General features: G+C 54.1%; 20 protein-coding genes. 14 read left to right on the plus strand and 6 right to left on the minus strand.

Going from position 1 to position 20,329, the window contains the following annotated elements; genetic code table 11:
- Positions 1–46 precede the first annotated feature (46 nt).
- From LF95_RS02410 to LF95_RS02435, 6 genes are all read left to right on the plus strand, one after another.
- Positions 47–1,750, plus strand: a complete 1,704-nt coding sequence (locus tag LF95_RS02410) for an Hsp70 family protein (RefSeq protein ID WP_073953515.1) — start codon at positions 47–49, stop codon at positions 1,748–1,750.
- On the plus strand, positions 1,731–3,032 hold the full coding sequence (locus LF95_RS02415) for a hypothetical protein (RefSeq protein ID WP_143181917.1): 1,302 nt from the start codon (positions 1,731–1,733) through the stop codon (positions 3,030–3,032). Before LF95_RS02410 ends, LF95_RS02415 begins: the two co-directional genes overlap by 20 nt.
- A 173-nt stretch (positions 3,033–3,205) precedes the next feature.
- Positions 3,206–3,991 (plus strand): RNA methyltransferase, encoded by a 786-nt coding sequence (locus LF95_RS02420; protein ID WP_073953517.1) that lies wholly within the window; start codon positions 3,206–3,208, stop codon positions 3,989–3,991.
- 195 nt (positions 3,992–4,186) lie between these two features.
- The gene (locus LF95_RS02425) at positions 4,187–6,286 is read left to right on the plus strand and encodes a methyl-accepting chemotaxis protein (RefSeq protein WP_073953518.1); all 2,100 of its coding nucleotides are present in this window, start codon (positions 4,187–4,189) and stop codon (positions 6,284–6,286) included.
- Positions 6,287–6,508: 222 nt separating this feature from the next.
- Entirely contained in the window at positions 6,509–7,126 is a 618-nt protein-coding gene (rpsD, locus tag LF95_RS02430; protein ID WP_073953519.1) for a 30S ribosomal protein S4, read from the plus strand.
- Between the two features lie 185 nt (positions 7,127–7,311).
- On the plus strand, positions 7,312–7,761 hold the full coding sequence (locus LF95_RS02435; RefSeq protein ID WP_073953520.1) for a PACE efflux transporter: 450 nt from the start codon (positions 7,312–7,314) through the stop codon (positions 7,759–7,761).
- Positions 7,762–7,847: 86 nt separating this feature from the next.
- On the opposite strand, the gene grxD is transcribed toward LF95_RS02435, so the two are convergent.
- The 3 genes from grxD to LF95_RS02450 form a co-directional block, all read right to left on the minus strand.
- Positions 7,848–8,183, minus strand: coding sequence for a Grx4 family monothiol glutaredoxin (gene grxD, locus LF95_RS02440; RefSeq protein WP_073953521.1), 336 nt, complete (start codon positions 8,181–8,183; stop codon positions 7,848–7,850).
- Between the two features lie 96 nt (positions 8,184–8,279).
- The gene (gene rarD, locus LF95_RS02445; RefSeq protein ID WP_073953522.1) at positions 8,280–9,188 is read right to left on the minus strand and encodes an EamA family transporter RarD; all 909 of its coding nucleotides are present in this window, start codon (positions 9,186–9,188) and stop codon (positions 8,280–8,282) included.
- A gap of 116 nt (positions 9,189–9,304) precedes the next feature.
- Positions 9,305–9,538 carry a BolA family protein gene (locus tag LF95_RS02450; protein WP_073953523.1) on the minus strand — a complete coding sequence of 78 codons (234 nt, stop codon included), beginning with the start codon at positions 9,536–9,538 and terminating at the stop codon, positions 9,305–9,307.
- Positions 9,539–9,875: 337 nt separating this feature from the next.
- Here LF95_RS02450 and LF95_RS02455 point away from each other — a divergent pair, with 337 nt between their 5' ends.
- The 4 genes from LF95_RS02455 (at position 9,876) to LF95_RS02470 (ending at position 13,127) form a co-directional block, all read left to right on the plus strand.
- A complete protein-coding gene (locus LF95_RS02455; protein WP_252509630.1) occupies positions 9,876–10,385 on the plus strand; it encodes a glyoxalase superfamily protein in 510 nt (169 codons plus the stop codon).
- A gap of 9 nt (positions 10,386–10,394) precedes the next feature.
- A complete protein-coding gene (locus LF95_RS02460; protein WP_083607470.1) occupies positions 10,395–10,874 on the plus strand; it encodes a GIY-YIG nuclease family protein in 480 nt (159 codons plus the stop codon).
- 296 nt (positions 10,875–11,170) lie between these two features.
- On the plus strand, positions 11,171–12,268 hold the full coding sequence (locus LF95_RS02465; RefSeq protein ID WP_252509708.1) for a helix-turn-helix domain-containing protein: 1,098 nt from the start codon (positions 11,171–11,173) through the stop codon (positions 12,266–12,268).
- Positions 12,269–12,329: 61 nt separating this feature from the next.
- Positions 12,330–13,127 carry a phytanoyl-CoA dioxygenase family protein gene (locus tag LF95_RS02470; protein WP_073953525.1) on the plus strand — a complete coding sequence of 266 codons (798 nt, stop codon included), beginning with the start codon at positions 12,330–12,332 and terminating at the stop codon, positions 13,125–13,127.
- Positions 13,128–13,224: 97 nt separating this feature from the next.
- Here LF95_RS02470 and moaA read toward each other — a convergent pair whose 3' ends face one another.
- From moaA to LF95_RS02485, 3 genes are all read right to left on the minus strand, one after another.
- Positions 13,225–14,223: a GTP 3',8-cyclase MoaA gene (gene moaA, locus LF95_RS02475; RefSeq protein ID WP_073953526.1), complete on the minus strand. Its 999-nt coding sequence runs from the start codon at positions 14,221–14,223 to the stop codon at positions 13,225–13,227.
- A 135-nt stretch (positions 14,224–14,358) separates the two neighbouring features.
- Positions 14,359–15,198 (minus strand): hypothetical protein, encoded by an 840-nt coding sequence (locus LF95_RS02480; RefSeq protein ID WP_073953527.1) that lies wholly within the window; start codon positions 15,196–15,198, stop codon positions 14,359–14,361.
- Between the two features lie 147 nt (positions 15,199–15,345).
- Entirely contained in the window at positions 15,346–15,531 is a 186-nt protein-coding gene (locus LF95_RS02485; RefSeq protein ID WP_073953528.1) for a DUF3553 domain-containing protein, read from the minus strand.
- Between the two features lie 334 nt (positions 15,532–15,865).
- On the opposite strand from LF95_RS02485, the gene LF95_RS02490 reads away from it, so the two are divergent.
- The 4 genes from LF95_RS02490 (at position 15,866) to LF95_RS02505 (ending at position 20,265) form a co-directional block, all read left to right on the plus strand.
- The gene (locus LF95_RS02490; RefSeq protein WP_073953529.1) at positions 15,866–16,477 is read left to right on the plus strand and encodes a histidine phosphotransferase family protein; all 612 of its coding nucleotides are present in this window, start codon (positions 15,866–15,868) and stop codon (positions 16,475–16,477) included.
- Positions 16,478–16,634: 157 nt separating this feature from the next.
- Positions 16,635–19,286, plus strand: coding sequence for a hybrid sensor histidine kinase/response regulator (locus tag LF95_RS02495; RefSeq protein WP_073953530.1), 2,652 nt, complete (start codon positions 16,635–16,637; stop codon positions 19,284–19,286).
- Between the two features lie 17 nt (positions 19,287–19,303).
- A complete protein-coding gene (locus tag LF95_RS02500) occupies positions 19,304–19,810 on the plus strand; it encodes a chemotaxis protein CheW (RefSeq protein ID WP_073953531.1) in 507 nt (168 codons plus the stop codon).
- Between the two features lie 89 nt (positions 19,811–19,899).
- Positions 19,900–20,265, plus strand: coding sequence for a response regulator (locus LF95_RS02505; protein ID WP_073953532.1), 366 nt, complete (start codon positions 19,900–19,902; stop codon positions 20,263–20,265).
- Positions 20,266–20,329 lie beyond the last annotated feature (64 nt).

Below are 20,329 nucleotides of genomic sequence, written 5' to 3' on the forward strand. Positions count from 1 at the left end.
AAAGTATTGACGCCGTTCGGAAAGCTGAATTTCTGGAAGATATGACATGACCCATGTGCCTATTGGAATCGATCTCGGGACGACAAATTCTCTGGTTGCGGCTTTTATCGATGGGGAGCCAAAACTGATTCCCAATGCGCTGGGGAACTATTTGACCCCGTCGGTGGTCTCAATCGAGAATAATGAATTATTGGTCGGGCAGGCCGCGCGGGAAAGGTTGCTTACGCATCCGAAAAATACGGCTGCCGTTTTCAAACGCAAAATGGGCACGGATGCCAGTCTTCGTCTTGGCGGGGTTGCTTATTCGCCCGAGGATCTGTCATCGCTGGTCCTGGCAAAGTTGCGCCAGGATGCCGAGGCGTATCTGGGCTGCGAAATCCGTGATGTTGTTGTGTCGGTGCCGGCCTATTTTAACCAGACACAACGCCAGGCAACGAAAAATGCGTGTGCCTTGGCCGGGTTGAATCTGGTGCGCCTTGTTAACGAACCAACAGCCGCTGCCCTGGCCTATGGGGTGCATCAGCGCGATGCCGAAACCCAGTTCCTGGTTGTTGATCTGGGCGGAGGCACCTTTGATGTCACTATTCTGGAGATGTTTGACGGTGTCATGGAGGTCAAGGCTTCGTCTGGCGACGCCTTTTTGGGGGGCGAAGACTTTACCGAGGTTCTGGCCAAGCTGATTTGCGAGAAACTGGATTTTCCCTGGGCCAAACTCGGGGCAAATTTGCAGTCCGAAATCCGGGCGCGGGCGAATACCGCGAAAATCAGGCTGAGTGACGACGATGCCTGGACGGTCTCCCTGCAAATCAAAAATGAAATGCACGAAATCGTTCTCAGTCGCCAGGCCTTTGAAGAGGCCGCGAAACCGATCCTGCGTCGTATGCTGGTGCCGATCGAACGGTGCATGTATGACACAGGGCTGGATCATCATGCGCTTGACCGTATTCTTTTGGTCGGCGGTGCGACCAGAATGCCGATGGTGCGGCATATGGTGACGCGATGTTTTTCCAAATTCCCCGAATTCGAGATTGACCCGGACCACGCGGTGGCGTTGGGGGCGGCGGTTCAGGCAGCCCTGGCAAGCGAGGACCGCGCACTTGATGATATTGTTGTCACGGATGTCAGTCCGTTTTCCGTGGGGATCGACGTTTCCGAAGAATTGCCCGATGGCAAATGTGTGCATGGCCTGTTTGCGCCAATTATTGAGAGAAATACGCCCCTTCCCGCCAGCCGGAACGAGGTGTTCTATGCGAGGAATGCGCGACAGCGCAGCGTGAGTACCAAAATTTATCAGGGTGAATCGGCGTATGTGTCGGAAAATGTCCTTCTTGGTAAGTTTCGGGTGAAATTGCCAAGAAAGCTTGACGAAGCGGAATGCGTCGATTTGCTGATAACGTATGATACCTCGGGGCTTCTGGAAGTTGAGGCAACCGTCCTGAGCACCGGGGAAAAAACCGGTATGGTGATTGAGGCGCTGGCGGATGGATTGTCGGAACAGGATGTGGCGGCGCGATTGGAAAAGATGAAAGCCTTGAAAGTTCATCCGCGCGACAACGAGGTCAATCAGGCCTTGCTCTCCCGGCTAAGGCGCGTTCACGAGATGGCACTGGGAAACACCCGCTCACAAATTCTCACGATGATTGCGCAGTTTGATGCGGTTTTGAACGGACGGGATCCGAAGGAAATCGAGCGTGTGAGAGGTGAATTGGAAGAGATACTGGACGCGTTTGATGACCTCTATGTCAGCTAGTTGGCCCTGGTCCGTGCTTGGCTTGTTCGGCCCGACGGATGAACGGGCCGTGAAAAAGGCCTATGCGCTGCGGTTAAGAGAGATCGACAGGCAGGATGCCGAAGAATTCCAGCAGTTGCGCGAAGCTTATGATATGGCCAGATCTCTGGCGCGTGATATTGCCCGGCATGACGAGGTTTCGAGAGAGGAACCGTATTTTGAGAAGAGCGGGCAAGGAGCTAAACAATGGCGGCCTTGCGGGGGGGGAGGCGAATATTTTGATGATGCCGTCAAAGTAGAAGATGTGGCCTGGTCAGAATTGGAGAACCCGGATCGGCATGCCGATGGCAATGCTGATGTTTCTTTGTCTCAGGCGGAAACGTCTTTATCTGCTTCCCGGTCCGATTTTGCCGTGCGTGTGCATCAGATCAAAAACTGTACTTTTGACAAGAAAGAGGCGGATCACTTTAAATCCATTCTTGATCAGCTCTTGGCGGATTATCCGCAGCGCAAGGAAGACGTCGAAAATACCGTGATGGGTGTTCTTTCGGAAAAGATGAACCAGGATCCATCTTTTGTATTGTCTAAAGAATATGTTGCCCTTTTCGAGGATCATTTCAAATGGGCTTCTGATGGTGTCCGTTTTTTGAAAAAAACAGAGAAAATCGACGTATCCGGAATGCTTTTTTCGTCTATCGCAAAACGCAAAACGGATTTTTTGTTTTTTATACTCAAAGCCAGGTCTGGGTGGGTCTCATCTTTTTTTATATTTCCACTAAAAATACTTTTTTACGTTTCACTTTTTGTTTTTATGTTTTTTTCACATTGTCTCATATTTGTTCTCGGTTTTCTCTTTCTTCGTTCCGAAAATGTAACGCCGATAGATCACAAGTTCAGAAAGGTTTTTTCTATCGGCGTTTATAGAAATAATTTTGGCAACTTTGTTCTCTGGTTGCGGGGGGCTTTTTTGTTTCTTGCCCTTTGTCAGGTCTCTGTTTGGTGGACGGATCGTACCGGGACATCGAATATTGAGCTTCAAAGATGGTTTACAGCAATTGTCCTGTTTGTCGCGTTTATGTATGCCGTGAGAATTTCGAGTGAGATTCTCTCCCGGGCCTCAATTATTATAATTCAACAGGTTCGGGATGCTGTCCGTGACTATTTCGTGTTTGGCCCCGATTTTTTGACAGATACCTGGCGGCCCACATCCGAGAATTGGTGGCTGTGGATACAGATTGTGGTTCTTTTTGTCGTCTCACTGATCTTTTTATTTTTAAATACATCTGCTGATGTGGTGAATTGACATAGCGGGCCAGTCAGCAGGTAGCGGCCCTGATCGCGGTTTTTGCTCAGGATGGGCGGCGTGTAAAAGGGCGCTTCGTCCTCCCACCACGGATGCTGGCATATAGGGAAAGGATTTGCTAAAGAGGCGGACCGAATTTAGCGAATTTCGCGCGCAACTGGAGAATCCCGGACATGAGCGGCAGCCCCGGCAAGGTGGATGTATCAAGAACAGGTGGTGTGGAAAATCCGCCGGTGATCATTCTGATCGAACCGCAGCTTGGTGACAATATTGGCAAGGCGGCCCGCGCCATGCTCAATTGTGGTCTGGTGGAATTGCGTCTGGTGCGCCCGCGGGATGGCTGGCCCAATGAAAAGGCGGTCGCCAATGCCTCGGGTGCCGATATTGTTATTGAAAATACCCGGATTTTCGAGCGCGAAGAAGATGCGCTGGCCGATTTGAACCGCATTTACGTGACGACAGCGCGCACCCGCGATGCGGTAAAACCGGTTTTCACCCCGCGCGGTCTTGGCCCGGAAATGCGGGCCAATATTGCCCGTCACGAAAAAGTGGGCGTGATGTTTGGTCCCGAACGCACCGGGGTGCGCAACGAACATGTTGCGATGGCTGATGCGGTGGTGACGGTGCCGCTTAATCCCGGTTTTACCTCGCTTAACCTGGCACAGGCGGTGTTGCTGATTGGCTATGAATGGTGGCAGGCCGGGGTGGATGTGCCTGATTACCAGATGATGCTCAATGATTCCTTCCCCGCCACCCGTGACGAGGTGGAACGCATGTTTGTGCATATGGAAGAAGAGCTTGATGAATCTGGTTTCTTCCGGGTGGCTGAAAAACGACCGGCCATGATGCGCAATATTCGCAATATCTTTAATCGTGTTGGCATCACCCATCAGGAAGTTCAAACCATTCGCGGGATGCTGGTCGCATTGCGTGGCGGGAAACACAAACCCCGCACCTGACAGATAGTCTGATACTGCGTTTTCGACACCCGGCCCTGTGCCGGGTGTTTTTGTTCGCGGCTGCGGGTGGACCAGAAGCATTGATGGAAAGGTTATATTTTGTTTAACTTTAAAGTCTTCCTGGTTGCATTAAACTCGATGTGATCAGGGCAGCATTCGGGGATGGTGTCGCAAAGGCCTTTTCAGGGGATGGGGATGAAAAGCTTTTTGAATTTGTCGGTGAAAATACAGCTTCTTATTGCGATGGTCGGGCTGTCATTAACCGCTATTGCGGCGGTGCTGGGGGTGACGCAAGTCCAGTCTTTTCAAACCATCCGCAAAATTTCCGTCGAGAATGCCTATGAGCAGGCCTCGCGCTTTGCCAGCGTGGTTTCCGAGGATATGAATACCGCTGCCGAAGTTGCGCGCAGCACTGCCGGGGCTCTGAAGGGGCTTGTACTTTCGGGCAAGCCCGACCGCGATATCGCAGCGGCGATTGTGAGCGAAAATTTGCAGGAGCATCCGACAATTTTTGCAATGGGCACCTTGTGGGAGCCAAACGCCTTTGACAATGCCGATGCCGACAATGCCAATATTGCCGGAAGTGATGCAGAAGGGCGGTTTGCGCCCTATTTTTTTCGCGATGCGGCCGGCAAGATTGATGTCACGCCGCTGGTCGGGTTTGACACGCCGGGGGATGGCGACTGGTGGCTGGTGCCCCGCAATGAACGTCGTGAATCGATTGTCGAGCCCTATATTTACCCGGTAAACGGGGCTGATGTGCTGATGACAACAATTTCAGCACCGATCTATCAGGACCAACCGGGCAGCAAGGTAATGGGCGCGGTCACGGTGGATGTGGCGCTGAAAACCCTGGAAAACATCATTCAGCAGATTGATCTACCCGCAGGGGGCATCGCCACCCTGATTTCGGAAAAGGGATATATTGTTGCCCATAGCGACAGTGCACTGGTGGGCAGGAATATTCTTGATATTTATCCGGAGCTTGGAACGGCGCTGGGTCAAGTGAAGCAGGGAAATGTATTTCAGCAGGAACTTGCGCTCGGGCAGGACAAGGACGCGTTTTTTACGGTGTTTTCGCCAATTTCCATTGGCCGGACCGGCACGAACTGGTCCATCGGGATTGTGAATCCGATGAATGCCGTGCTGGCGGAGGCCAATAACCAGTTAACCGCCGCCCTGATTGTTGGCTTGTTGTCGGTCATTGTGGTTGCCGGTGTTGCCCTGTGGCTGGGGGGCACATTGGGGCGCCCGGTTCAGCGCATGACCGAAAGCATGAGCCTGCTGGCCGGGAACCGCACAAACATTGATATTCCCTTTACCGACCGCGAAAACGAATTTGGCGATATGGCCCGGGCTGTTGAAGTGTTTCGGGAAAATGCCATGCGTGTGCGTGCCGCCGAGGAGGAAAAACACCGTGCCGACCGGGAAGCCGAACAGCGCCGTCGTGCCCATCTTAATGAACTGGCCGATACGTTTGAGCGCTCCGTCGGTGCGGTGGCCCAGTCAGTTGGCGGGGCGGCAGAGCAGCTTTCCCATGCGTCGGGTCGTATGAACCAGATTGCGGTGGATACCCGCAGCCAGGCCGCCGCCGTCAATGAAGCGGCGGAGGAGGCATCGGGCAATGTGCAAACGGTGGCTTCTGCCACAGAAGAACTTTCTGCCTCCATTCGCGAAATATCGACCCAGGTTTCCCAATCCAACGAAATCGCCAGTAATGCCGTTGATGAGGCCAATCGCACGACCGAACTGGTGAGCGGCCTTGCCGATGCGTCGGAAAAAATTGGCGATGTGGTCACACTGATTCAGGAGATTGCCGCCCAGACCAACCTTTTGGCCCTGAATGCGACAATCGAGGCGGCCCGTGCAGGCGATGCCGGCAAGGGTTTTGCCGTGGTGGCCAACGAGGTGAAAAACCTTGCCAGCCAGACAGCTCGGGCAACGGACGAGATTTCGGGCCAGATTGGCGGTATTCAGGGGGCCACGCGCGAGGCGGTGGGCGCGATTGGCGGTATCAGCGAGACCATTCGCCGTATTAGTGAGATCGCCGCAACGATTTCGGCTGCAGTAGAGCAGCAGGGGGCCGCGACCGAGGAAATCTCGCGCAATGTCAGCCAGGCGGCGCACGGAACCTCGCAGGTCACAGCAACCATTGGCGATGTTACCACATCAACAGGCATGGTCGGCGATGCTGCCAGCGAAGTTGCCGAGGCCTCGCGGGAATTGACCGGGCAGGCCGCCAGCCTGCGTGAACAGGTTGAGGGATTTTTGCGTGAAATCCGGGTTGAGGAATAAAACCGTGCGGTGATGACGGAGGACAAACCTGTCAGGCACGCAACGCAAGGCACCTGTGGGGTAAACAGGTGCCTTTTCGTTTGACTCTCGGGCAATGATCTCTATATTGCGCCTCACTTCCGAGAAAGCGGGTCGTGGCAAAAGTCTGCGGCCCCGTTCTGTATTGTGATGGATACAGAAACTATCGGGACAACAAAGCACTTTAAAAAAGCGAGTTTTAGAATGTCGAAACGTATTGCTGCCAAGCATAAAATTGACCGCCGCCTTGGTGTTAACCTGTGGGGCCGTTCCAAATCGCCGCTGAACAAGCGCGAATATGCACCGGGCATGCACGGCGCAACCCGCCGTAAAAAACCGACCGATTATGGTACCCAGCTTTTCGCCAAACAGCAGCTCAAGGGCTACTATGGCAACATTTCCGAAAAGCAGTTCCTGCGTTACTACAAAGAAGCATCGCGTCGCCCGGGTGATACCTCGGAAACCCTGGTTGGTATCCTGGAAACCCGTCTGGACGCCGTTGTTTACCGCATGAAATTCGTCCCGACCGTTTTTGCATCGCGTCAGTTCGTGAACCACGGCCATATCCTGGTCAACGGCAAGAAGGTCACCATTCCTTCTTACCTGGTGAAGGAAGGCGACGTTGTTGAAGTCAAATCGGCTTCGCGCGAAATCCCGATGGTGATGGAAGCTGCTACCCTGGCAGAACGTGATATTCCTGAATATCTCGACGTTGACGCGAAGGCTTTCAAAGGCACCTTCGTTCGCGTCCCGAAATTCTCGGAAATCCCGTACCCGGTTCAGATGCAGCCGAACCTGGTTATCGAATTCTATTCGCGTTAATCTGCCCCGCAGATTACGCCGAATTCGGACAGAAGCGCCCGCTGGTTTCAGCGGGCGTTTTTTTGTGCGCGGGCCGGATTGTCAGTTTGTCGATATTCAGGCAGGATGGCGCGTAAACGAGGACGACCTCGCCCGTTGCGGGATAAAATCGTTCGGGACGACCCGGCAATCATTACGAGGTCGCCATGCGCACGACACTGGACCGTATCCGTCACGCCCTTTCCTTTGAAATTATCGGTTTGCTGATTGTCATCCCCCTGGGCGGATGGGTGTTTGATTTTGGCATGGCCGAGGTGGGTGTTGTCGCCCTTGTCAGTGCCACCATCGCCACATTGTGGAATTATCTGTTCAATCTGGTGTTTGATCACATCCTGCGCCGCCTTAAGGGGGATACCGTCAAATCACTGGCCCTGCGCGTGTTTCATGCCATTACCTTCGAGGCCGGTTTGTTAACCGTGCTGATGCCGTTTATCGCCTGGTATCTGGATGTCAGCCTGTGGCATGCCTTTACGATGGATATATCGTTTTCGGCCTTTTATCTGGTTTATGCCTTTGTCTTTAACTGGGCTTATGACGTGATCTTTCCCGTGCCGACACAGGGCGGGAACAGCGATTACGCTCAACAGGGGCGGTAGCGTAATGCCCGGCATTTTGTTGGCATAAAAAAAACACGCCAGAGGTGCCCCCTGACGTGTTTTTGCATAATTCAAGGCCTGAAGGATCAGGCGGCAGCGGCAACACCCTTGTCGCGCATATGCTGCGAAAGTTCGCCCGAAGCAAACATTTCACGCACAATGTCACAACCGCCGACGAACTCGCCCTTTACGTAAAGTTGCGGAATGGTCGGCCAGTTTGAAAAGTCCTTGATGCCCTGACGGATGGCCGGGTCAACCAGCACGTTGACGTCCTTGAACGGAACGCCCAGTTCGGCCAGGACCTGAACCACAGCGGCCGAGAAACCGCATTGCGGGAACATGGCGGTCCCTTTCATGAACAGAACGACGTCGTTGTCGTCGATATCTTTCTGGATGCGGTCAAAAACCGGATTTTCGGACATAACGGGTATCCTTGACTGTAATAAGCGCGGTACGGCGTGCGACCGCAGGTATATGAATAAGGCTGGCCGAAGATATGGCCTTCCGGCGCGTTTCTGTCAACTGTTGGCGCGTGCGGCACGGCTTGTGCGCAGATTATCCCAGGTAAAAATCGCCAGTCCGCACCAGACAAAAATATAGGTGATCAGGTGGGCCTGCGTAAAGGGTTCGCCAAAAAGCAGGACGGCAACGCAAAGCTGAATGGTCGGGTTGACATATTGCATCAGCCCCAGCGCACCAAATTTCATATTCCGCGCGGCAAAGGCAAACATCACCAGGGGAATGGTCGTCATGGCACCCAGGCCAATCAACATGGCATCATTGCCGGTGCTGGTATGAAGAAAAACCATGTCCCCCTTGCTTTGCAGCCAGCCGAGATAAATCAGGGCGATGGGCAGCAGGGCTAGACATTCGACAAACAGGCCGGCAATCGGGTCCGCCGGGACCATTTTGCGCAGCAGGCCATAAAAGCCGAACAAAAAGGCCAGGCCCAGCGCGATCCAGGGCAGGGTGCCAAAAAAGACCAGCAGATTCACAACACCCAGCGAAACGATCACGACAGACAGGATCTGAATACGGTTAAGCGTTTCCTTTAAGAAAATGCGCCCCATCACCAGCATGATCAGTGGCATGATATAATAGCCTAGGCTGGCCTCGATGGCGTGGCCGTGATTGACCGACCAGATATAGATTAGCCAGTTGCCCGCAATCAGCAGGCTGGTAATGCACAAAACCCCGATTGTCCGGGCCGACCCCAGCAATTGCATCAGCGCCGCCTTGCGCCCCAGGGCAAAGATCAGCACCAGAGTGAGAATCACGGACCACACAATGCGGTGGCTGAGAATTTCCAGCGCACTGGCGAACCCGACAGCATGAAAATAGGCCCCCGAGATGCCCCAGGCAACAAAGGCAAATAATCCGGCCAGGGGGCCAGCGCCGATCAGGGCCGGTTTGTGTGATTGTGACATAACAGGTGAACCAGGGTCAGTTGCGGGGGCTCAGTCTGGCCCCGGAAAAACTGTGCGCCCAACGTAAAGGCTGGGCGCACGGTATGGAATTTCCGAAAGAAAAAGCCCGGAACGGTTTATTCGGGAACCGAGGTTTGCAGGGCGAGCGCGTGCAATTCGTCGCCCATTTTGCCCTTCAGGGCGGAATAGACCATCTGATGCTGAATCACGCGGGTTTTGCCGCGAAAGGCTTCGGAGACAACCAGCGCGGCATAATGATCGCCATCGCCGCGCAAATCCTCGATTCGGACCTGGGCATCGGGAAGGGCTTCCTTGATCATGGATTCAATTTCGTGTGCTGCCATCGCCATGTGTATTATCCTTTATAAAACAGAGCCTGTGGCCCGTGCGGGTGGGCGGATCTGTTAAAAATGCGTTCTTTGTTCTGGTATATGTTGCGCCATCGGGGCTGTCAATCAAGGGACGAGAGAACATGCTAATCGCCGGTTGTGGTTGCGTGGCGTTGCCTGTGTGCTTTGTCCGATGCAGGATTGCGTTGCACGGCGCGCCACATTGCGCTATTGGCTGTTCTGGCTTTGTGGCAGCCTGCCGTTCGCACCCGCAAGGGAGGGTGAATGCCGCAGCATAAAATCTTTCGGTTCCGCGTCGGACCGGCAATGCGAACACCCGGCCTCCTTGATGGAGACGATGATGCGACTGAATAATCCGATGGATCAAACCCCCGATGTCCCCGCAAACGGGGCACCGAAAAACTTTAGCAGCGATGGTGCCGATACCCTGAAAGCCCAGGCAAAGCGCCTGCGTGCGGCCCTGGCCAATCGCGATGTTCGTGTTTCCCATGCGGGCAGCCTGGAATTGATGGCGCAAAGCTATGGTTTTCGCGACTGGAACACCGCCCTTGCCATGACCCGGCGCAATGCCACCAGCATGGATGTGGCCGATTTGGGCATTGGCAAACGCTTTGCCGGGTCCTATCTCGGCCATGCTGTAACCGGTAAAATTCTCGGCCTTACGGGCACGCCGGTTGCCGGTGTTTACCGGGTAGAGGTGCATTTGGATCACCCGGTTGATGTGGTGGCGTCCAAACATTTTACCGGCTATCGCCAGCGTATTGCCGCACGGATCAACAAGGAATGTGAACCCGTGCTGGCATCAGGCCAGCGTGGGCCGGGCCTGTCGGTTGATCTGCTGTTATAGGGGCGGCAAGTGACGTTGCTGTTAAGCGACATTTCCGATCAAACCCTCCGGCTGCTGCCCAAGGCAGCCGGAGCTTATGTTCTGGCAATTGCCCTGCGGCAGCCTGTAACGCCAACACAGCACCAGTTTGCCAATCAATGCCTCCTGCCGGGCCAGTATTTTTATTGCGGCAGCGCACGCGGACCGGGCGGGATTGCCGCGCGAGTCAAACGCCATTGTGCACCCGATAAAAAACGGCATTGGCATGTTGATGCCCTAACCACCCTGCCAGCGGGGCAGGTAACAGCCGCCCTTGCCGTTATTGGCGGCGATGAATGCCTGTTACGCGCCATGTTGAGTGATGAATTTGGGCTGGTTGCGGCCATTGCCGGTTTTGGCAGTTCGGATTGCCGGGATTGCCCTGCGCATTTGCTGACGATGCCAGAAGAGCATTTATGTGGTGCCAACATTTTGAAAATGTTGGCCGGCATGGTTGGCAGCCAGGCTTAAGTTATTTTTGTGGCGCATGCCCAGGACGCACGATCGTTGCGCCGTGGATCGATGAGAAATTTGTTCGTAATTGATTTGCGGGGATGAAACAGCGATAGTTGTGGCTTGTTTGGTTTTTATGTCCCTGAAACCTCCTGTTTTTGGGCCAGTGCGATTTCTGGTAGACTTGAGACATGCTTGAGCCGAAAGCTGTTGTCCTGCTGATTATCGCTGTTGTCGGGATCGGCCAGGCGCTTTTTTTGATATTATTGCTGCTTCAGGAAGGCAAACGTGCCTTTCGGGCCAATCGCTGGTTGATGATTTTCACAGCGATAGTTTGTGTTATTTTTGTTGATAAGGTTCTCGACGTTTTCCTGTCTCCATTGATACGTTTGTATCTTGCCCCTTTATTCTCGCCCTTTGTTTTTGCCGCCATTCCGGCAATTTTTTTGTATTTTCGTGAAATTTCAGGTCGTCCTGTGCCGCAACCGGCCAGGCATTTCGCCATTGTTTTGCTTATCGCTATCTGCACGTCAGTTATTGTCTGGACCATTCATGGCAATACAGATGCAAATCGCCTGTTATTGACGGATCAGGGGCTTGGTTTGAACTGGAAGGCCCCTGTCCCGGTAACGGCGTTGATGCTGGCGATGATTGCTGTGTATTGCGGGCAATTTATTGCCTATATGATTGCGATATGGCGAACATGTCTGGTCTATCACAGGCAGGTTCAACAGCAGTTTGGGCTGGATGGGGCGGTATTGCCCAACTGGACTATCGAGTTGCTTGTTGAAACAAGTGTTATTTTTGCGATTTATACAGCGATTAATTTGTTTGATATTTTTGTATTAAGAAGCGAATGGCTGATTATTGTGGCGCATTGTGGATTTGCTTTGGTTTTTTTCCGCATAAGCCATGTTATTGCAGCCAATCCTGCGCTTTTTGTCGAGGCGGGTCTTTCTGGTAAAGGGGATGTGCCGGGCAAAGATAACCGCCCTGTTGTGGATGTTGGTTCCGATAACGGGGCTACTTCCCGACATCTGGTCGAGATGGACGAGGCACAACGCATTTGTCGGCGACTAAACCAGATTATTGCCCGGGAAGAGGTGATCTTTGATCCCTTGCTGTCGATGCCCAAACTGGCCCAACTTGTTGGGGTGACGCCCAATCAGCTTTCCTATGTGCTTAACCGATATATCGAAAAAAGCTTTTTTGATTTCGTGAATTCGGAGCGGGTTGTTCATGCCAAACGCTTGCTGGTGACAGAGCCGGATCGTCAGGTGCTCGATATTGCTATTAATATCGGGTTTAATTCAAAATCGACATTCAATCTGGCATTTAAGAAGATTACAGGCACAACGCCATCCGTTTACCGGGCTGAAAGAACAGCCAAAGACATACCGCAGATTGTGTGATTTTTGAGAATAGCATGGCCTGCCTTTGTATCTTCTACGTTTCCGTTCCCGGAGTTTAGACATGGTCCACCCGCTTTTGACACCTGCCGATATTGAAACCTATCAGCGCGACGGCGTTGTTTTGGTGCGCGGCCTGTTTGCCGATTATTTGCCGCAACTGGCTGCAGGTATCGAGGCCAATATGCGTGACCCTGGCCCTTATGGGGCGGAAAACCTCAAGACGGGCGAGGCAGGACGCTTTTTTGATGATTATTGTAACTGGCAGCGTATTGGCGAATTTGAACAGGTTATTCGCCATTCCTCCGTCGCCGAAGTGGCCGCCGATTTGATGGCGTCGCAACAAGTGCAGCTTTTTCATGATCATGTGCTGGTCAAGGAACCGGGAACCTCCAAACCCACGCCCTGGCATCAGGACAGTCCTTATTATTTTGTCGAGGGGACGCAGACGGTAAGCTTCTGGTCGCCGCTGGACCCGGTGGGCGAGGCGACATTGCGCTGTGTTGCCGGGTCGCATAAATGGCCGCGTGCGGTGTTGCCGACACGCTGGTTATCGGAAGAAAGCTTTTACCCCGACGAAACCGCCTATATGCCGGTGCCCGACCCGGATGCCGAGGATATGGATATTCGCGAATGGCATATGGCGCCGGGCGATGCCGTTGCCTTTGATTTTCGCATCCTGCATGGCGCACGCGGCAACATGACGCAAAACCGCCGCCGGGCTTTTTCGTTGCGGCTGGTGGGGGATGATGCCCGCTATGTCGAACGGCCGGGGCGCACATCGCCGCCCTTTCCGGGGCACAACATGCAGGCAGGGCAAAAGCTGCGCGAGGACTGGTTTCCGGTGATTTTTCAACGATAACGGTTACACGCGGACTTACATGAAAAAGGCGGGCCATGTGGGGTTTGGTCCGCCTTTGGAATTTGAATTTTATGTACGTTTATCTCGTGAAGGTGCGTTAACCGCCCGTCATGCTCATATGCCGCGACACGGCGGGTTTTTGGCCTTTGCGGTCGATAATAAAATCGTGGCCCTTGGGTTTGAGCAGCATGGCGCGATCCAGGGCGGCATCGAGCAATGCCGGGTCGTTTTCGCGCAGGATTTCGCGAAGGTCGATATGGTCCTCCTGGCCCAGGCACATATAAAGCGTGCCGGTGCAGGTAATGCGCACCCGGTTGCAGCCCTCGCAGAAATTATGGGTCAGTGGTGTTATAAAGCCTAGTCGCCCGCCGGTTTCTGCAACGGAAACATAACGTGCCGGGCCTGGCGTAACATGGTTGCTGGGGATCAGTGTCCAGTCTTTTTCCAGGCGTTCGCGCACCACGGTTAACGGCAGGTAATGGTCGGTGCGGTCGCCATCAATATCGCCCAGCGGCATGGTTTCGATCAGGCATAGGTCAAACCCTTCTTGGCCGCACCAGGCCAGCATGCGCGAAAATTCGTCTTCGTTTTGTCCGCGCAGGGCAACCGCATTGATTTTAATGCCAATGCCAGCTTCTTTGGCGGCCTGAAGACCAGTCAATACCTGTTCAAGGCGGCCGCGCCGGGTGATGTCGGCAAATTTCTGGTGGTCCAGCGTATCAAGCGAGATATTGAGGCGTTTGACCCCGGCACGGGCCAGATCATCGGCATAGGTGGCAAGCTGGCTGCCATTGGTGGTCAGGGTTAGTTCATCGAGCGCGCCGGATTTAAGATGGCGTGATAGATTGCGGATCAGGTCCATGATGCCACGGCGCACCAGCGGTTCGCCGCCTGTCAGGCGCAGTTTGCGCACCCCGCGCGCGATAAAGGCGCTGCAGAGCTGATCAAGCTCCTCAAGTGTCAGGATTTGTGATTTTGGCAGGAAGGTCATGTTTTCGGCCATGCAATAGGTGCAGCGAAAATCACACCGGTCCGTTACGGAAACCCGTAAATACGAAACATGACGGCCATATTTGTCGATCAGTGGCTTTTGCACGGTTTCCTGCCTGAATTTTTTTTGGGTTTCGTGGTGTTCCTGACACTTCTGTCAACAGATAGTGCACAGAGACGGCAGCGGGCAAGGCCAGCTGCCGTGTTTTTTGCCAGTTACGGCCACCCCCAGGCCATAGCCTTAGTCCTGCCAGGTTGCGGCTTCGCGGTTATGCAGGGCGGCAATATCGCGGTCGATATTGGCCATCACGGTGCGCAGCACAGCAACCTTGTCATGGTCAATTTCGGCAGCCAGCAGGGCAGAACGTTCCGGGCTGGCAAGAATGGCGCGCACGTCGCGAAAAAGTGCGTGAATCAGTTTGATGAAATGGTTTTCGGTAAATTCCCACTGCGTACCATTACGGTGCATATTGTCATTTACCAGCTGGATAAACCATTTTTTGCGTTTTTCATAATCGGCAAAGTGCATGGCCATGCGCACAAATACCATCGTGATCTGCTTGGAAACCAGCGGGTTTCCGGCAAGATGATCCCAATAATCGGTGGCATCGCGCATGTCGTCATCTTCATCGGCATGGGCTTCGACGATGCTGCGGATTTCGCTATCGATCTGCTCGATGGTGTCGGCCCCGACCATCATGCGGATGGCATGAAAAAACGGCTGTAACATATCGCGCGAAAGTGCGCCGTGTTCCAGGTCGCCCGCTTCGCGCCCCGCCAGAAGATGGGCAAAACGGCTGACCAGCAGGCGGCCAAACGGATCATTGCGGATGGAGGGGGCACGCCGGGAAGTGGCGGCGGAAATTTCGGTTTTCATCGCCGCCCAGGCATCGTCAAACAACCGGGGTTGCCCGCGCAATGCGACCAGGGATTTTTCGATTTCTTCGGCGCTGATGGCATTGCCCTGATCGCGGGCCTTGTTTGCCAGTCCGGTGGCAAAACGTTCCAGGACGGCCCACGCGGCATCGTGGTGGCGCTGTTTGAAGCTGTCCGTTTCAAGGGGCGTTTCGATTTTTTTCATTATTCTGTCCGCTTTTGTTCGGGGTCATCTGAACGCAGGTCTTGGTTTGTTTGCTCATTGCTTGCCAGGGCAAGCATCATTTTGCGCGCATTGATCGTGCCGTGACCGGCAAGGACGGGCTGTATCCTGCCTGTTTTGGGGCAGGAATTATTCATACCCCATTGCCGGTTCGACAATTTCAAGGGCGACATGGCGCGTGCGAATGATCTGGCGGCCGACTTCCTCGAAATTGACAGCAAGGCTGTCACCGTTAACGGCCTGGATGCGGCCCAGCCCCCAATCGGGCTGGCCGGGATGGCGCACAATGGTGCCGGGTGTAAGCAGAAAATCCATAAAATTGCGTTCTCAACCAAGTGGGCCGGCGGGTACGTGTTGTCGTCCTGGCTTTTAAAAAAGCGGCACGGCCAACGAACAGGGCCGGTTTTGTGTCATCTGTTAAGATAAATCTATCATTGCAAAGCAGTTGTGACAAAGAAGGAAAAAGCGGGCATCATGGTTTTGTCGCATGAGGCATGTGTTTTTTGGCCTGATATTTAAATAAGGTTTTAATACCTGTTTTGCACATTAGGGCATCGATTCCCGTATCACGATGCGGGAAAGGCTTTGTTTTCATATGGGGATGCGGCTTTTTGGGGAAGGCGCACCGTCAAGATCTGGAGCGCAGTGCATGCAGCAGGACAGGCAACTGGAGCTTATCCTGATAGAACTTATCAGCTCGCGAATTTGTCATGATCTGGTCGGGCCGGTTGGTGCGGTCAATGCGGGTGCCGAATTGATGGACGAGGCAGGGGGCAGCGATGACGAGGCCCTGGCGTTGATGCGCCGAAGCGGGCAGGAGGCACAGCGCCGCCTGCAGCTGTTTCGTTTGGCCTATGGACGGGCGGGCAACAGTGTGGATGCCGCCACCATGCGCAAGACCGTGATGCAGGCTTATGAGGCTGATGGCAAAGTCACGCTGGTCTGGGAAAGCGACATCGATATGGATGCCGTAACCGCACGGGTTGTGCTGAACATGGTGATGATGGCGCGCGAGGCCCTGCCATTTGGTGGCGAAATTGCTGTAAGTTGCGACTCCGGGGCGAAAATAAATGTCATCGCACGGGGGAAACGGGCCGCCATCAGGCCGGAAATTGAAAATGTGCTTTCGGGCCCGGTTGACCCGCAAGACCTTGATCCGCGTAACATTCAGGGCTTTTTTGCCCGGAACCTAGCCGAAAGATTAGGCCGACAGCTACAGGTGGTGTCAGAAGAAAGTTCTGTCACTTTGATCTATGTTTAAAAAAATTGACGTGCCAGTATAGTAAATCCGTATGCTAGGCTCTACCTACATGGTAGCTCTCGTGTAAAACGGGAATTTAAGATGATTGGGCAGATTTGATGCGGTTGACGTCCCGGGTCCGGTGATGGTCTGATTGCCGGCATTGTGGAGGGGATATATGGACGATCTTTTAAGTGAATTTCTTACCGAAACTTCGGAAAGTCTTTCGACGCTCGACGTAGAGCTGGTGAAGCTTGAACAGAACCCGAACGATCCGGATATTCTGTCGAATATCTTCCGTCTGGTTCATACCATCAAAGGGACATGCGGCTTTTTGGGGTTGCCGCGTCTTGAAGCAGTTGCCCATGCTGGTGAAAACGTTCTGGGCAAGATTCGCGACGGGGAACTGGTCGTTACCCCCGATGCCGTAACACTGGTGCTTGAATCGATCGACACCATCAAATATCTGCTGAGCGAGCTTGAAACCAACGAAACCGAGCCGGACGGAAATGACGCCGACCTGATCGCGCGTCTCAATCATTTCGCCGATACCGGCACGTTGCCCGCAGGTGCAGGCAGTGCGCCCAAGGCGCAGGCCCGTGCCCCGGAACCCGAGCCCGCCGTTTCGGCTGCACCAGAGCCCGAGCCGGAACCCGAACCCGAGCCGGAACCTGCCGCTCCCGCCGCCGCGGCAACACCGCCTTCGGCACCGAAATCACAGGCGGTTGCAGCAGCAGCTGCGCATGATGGCGGGGCAAAGGCGGATGCCCATCCGCGCAACGAAGCCAAGGAAAGCTCTGTTGCGGCCCAGACCATTCGTGTGAATGTTGAACTGCTTGAAAACCTGATGACACTGGTTTCCGAACTGGTGCTGACGCGTAACCAGCTTTTGCAGATGGTCCGTGGCAAGGATGACAGCGAATTTACCGTTCCGTTGCAGCGTTTGTCGCACATCACCACCGACCTTCAGGAAGGGGTGATGAAAACCCGCATGCAGCCGATTGGCAATGCCTGGGCAAAGCTGCCGCGTATCGTGCGCGATCTTGCCCTTGAAATGGGCAAAAAGATCGATCTGCAAATGATTGGTGCCGATACCGAACTGGACCGTCAGGTTCTTGAGCTGATCAAGGACCCGCTAACCCACATGGTGCGGAACTCTGCCGACCACGGCCTGGAAGACATTCAGGGTCGTCGTGACGCAGGCAAGCCCGAAACCGGTACCGTCACGCTGAACGCCTATCATGAAGGCGGTCACATCATCATTGAAATTTCCGATGATGGCCGTGGCCTGAATGTGGAGCGGATCAAGGCGAAGGCCCTGACCAATGGTCTTGTCACCGAAGGCGAACTGGAAAGCATGTCGGATCAGCAGATCCACCAGTTCATCTTCAAGCCGGGCTTCTCGACGGCGGAAAAGGTGACGTCGGTTTCCGGGCGTGGTGTGGGGATGGACGTTGTTCGGACCAACATCGAAAAGATCGGCGGTACGGTGGAACTGAAATCGGTTGAAGGGCGTGGATCGACCTTCATCATCAAAATTCCGCTGACCCTGGCGATTGTTTCTGCCCTGATCGTTGAAAGTGGCGGCGAACGTTTTGCCATCCCGCAGATCAGCGTTCTGGAACTCGTTCGTGCATCGAGCAATTCCGAACATTCGATCGAACGTATTCACGATACCCCGGTTCTGCGCCTGCGTAACCGCCTGTTGCCGCTTGTCACGCTCAAGAAAATTCTGGGTCTTGATGAAACGGCAGCCGATGCCGAGGTAGATGAAGAAGCCTTCATCGTGGTCGCCCAGGTGGGAACCTACAGCTTTGGCATTATCGTGGACCGCGTCTTTGATACCGAGGAAATCGTGGTCAAGCCGGTGGCGCCGATCCTGCGTGATTTGTCGCTGTTCTCGGGCAATACCATCCTTGGCGATGGCAGCGTGATCATGATCCTCGATCCGAACGGCATTGCCACCCGGACCGGCGAAATCACCGTTGGTGGCCAGCAGGGTGTTGAATCCAAGGCCAAGTCGGAAAGCTCGGATCGCGAAACCACCTCGATGCTGGTGTTCCGCGCCGGGGGCAACGAAATCCGTGCCGTGCCGCTGGCACTGGTGGCGCGTCTCGAGGAAATCGATGTTGAAAGCATCGAATATTCCAACGGCCGTCCGCTGGTTCAGTATCGTGGCAAGCTGATGCCGCTGGTCTTTATTGACGGGGCGTATCAGATGAAGGGCGAAGGCCGCCAGCCGACCCTGGTGTTCCAGGATCGCGAACGGACGATGGGCCTGGTTGTTGACGAGATCGTTGATATTGTTGACGATGTTCTGAATGTTGAACTGACAGCCGACCGTGATGGTCTGGTGGGCTCGGCCGTGATTGATGGCAAGGCAACCGACCTGATTGATGCCGGTTATTATCTTGAACTGGCCTTTAGCGACTGGTTTGGCAAAGAAGAAGGCGGCGGTGAAAAGAAGAAGGTTCTTCTTGTTGATGACAGCCCGTTCTTCCGCAACCTGCTGACCCCGATGCTGTCGGTTTCCGGTTTCAAGGTAACGTCGGTTGAAAGTGCGGAACAGGCGATCGAGCTGAAAAATAATGGTGCGGTTTTTGATGCCATTATCAGCGACATCGAAATGCCGGGCATGAACGGTTTTGAATTTGCCGAAAGCCTGCAAAATGACGAGCGCTGGGGTGAAGTTCCGATTATCGCCCTGTCGTCTCATACCAGCGAAGAGGATTTCGAGCGTGGACGCCGCGTCGGGTTTAGCGATTATGTTGCCAAATTTGACCGTGACGCCCTGGTCTCGACCCTGATCCAGACGCTGGCTGCTGTCTAAGTCGAAGGTAAAGTATCATGAGTGACAAAAACGCACTTGTCCCCAGCTCCGAGCGCAATACCGCCCTTGATCTGGGGGGATCAACCAAGGATTTCGTCACGGCGACAATCGGCAAGCAGATGTTTGGCATCCCGGTTTTGACCGTACAGGACGTTCTTGGCCCGCAGCGCATCACGCGCATTCCGCTGGCACCGCCCGAAGTGGCAGGCTCGCTGAACCTGCGTGGACGCATTGTGACTGCCATTGATGTGCGCAAGCGCCTTGGCCTGCGCAATAAGGAAGGCGATGATCCCGGAATGAGCATCGTGGTAGACCAGGGGGGCGAACTTTATAGCCTGATGGTCGACCAGGTTGGCGAGGTTCTGAGTGTGCCGCAGAACGCATTCGAGCGGAACCCGGCGACACTTGATCCGCGCTGGCGGGAGTTTTCGGACGGTATTTTCCGTCTGGAAAAGAACCTGCTGGTTATTCTTGATGTGACCCGGCTGCTTGATTTTGCCGGGTCTGTAAAACAGGCTGGCTGATGCCTGTCTGTTAACGATGTTCCGGGCGCGCCCGGCGCCCGGATATTGCCGGTCGTGGCTTAACACGTAAAATTGCGAGAAGGAAATCGATGAAGAGTTGTCTCGTCGTCGATGATTCAAAAGTCATCAGAATGGTGGCACGCCGTATCCTTGAGGAATTGGGATTCGAGGTTGTCGAAGCCGAAGATGGTATGGAAGCCCTTGAGAAGTGCCTGTCGGATATGCCTGACGCGGTACTGCTTGATTGGAACATGCCGGTAAAAAGCGGTATAGAATTCCTCCGGGATTTGCGTGCGGCACCGGGAGGGGATGAACCCGTTGTTGTGTTCTGCACCACGGAAAATGACCTGGAGCATATTCAGGAAGCCATTACCGCCGGGGCAAACGAATACATCATGAAGCCCTTTGATAGCGAGATCATCCAGGCCAAGTTTGAACAGGTTGGCCTGATCTGATCCTTGTGGCCGCGACTTCGCTTTGGGCGTTGCGGCCTTCTGACCAAGCGGGAACATCGTACCT

Origin of the sequence: Thalassospira sp. TSL5-1 (assembly GCF_001907695.1) — a bacterium.
GTDB lineage: Bacteria > Pseudomonadota > Alphaproteobacteria > Rhodospirillales > Thalassospiraceae > Thalassospira.